1 rRNA gene is annotated in these 272 nt (G+C 54.4%); it reads left to right on the top strand.

The annotated features are described in order from the left end of the window. Positions 1–272: ribosomal RNA gene (locus GEV02_RS32665) — 16S ribosomal RNA — on the top strand; the annotation flags it as partial.

Raw genomic sequence — 272 nt, 5'->3', positions numbered from 1 at the left:
CGGTCCAGACTCCTACGGGAGGCAGCAGTGGGGAATTTTGGACAATGGGCGCAAGCCTGATCCAGCAATGCCGCGTGAGTGAAGAAGGCCTTCGGGTTGTAAAGCTCTTTTGTCAGGGAAGAAACGGCCTGCTCTAATACAGCGGGCTAATGACGGTACCTGAAGAATAAGCACCGGCTAACTACGTGCCAGCAGCCGCGGTAATACGTAGGGTGCAAGCGTTAATCGGAATTACTGGGCGTAAAGCGTGCGCAGGCGGTTTTGTAAGTCTG

It is taken from the genome of Rugamonas aquatica, assembly GCF_009380215.1.
In the GTDB taxonomy this organism is placed as follows: domain Bacteria; phylum Pseudomonadota; class Gammaproteobacteria; order Burkholderiales; family Burkholderiaceae_D; genus Rugamonas; species Rugamonas aquatica_B.
Note: the sequence above shows the minus strand (reverse complement) of the source record. Positions and strands in the feature narration are given on the sequence as shown.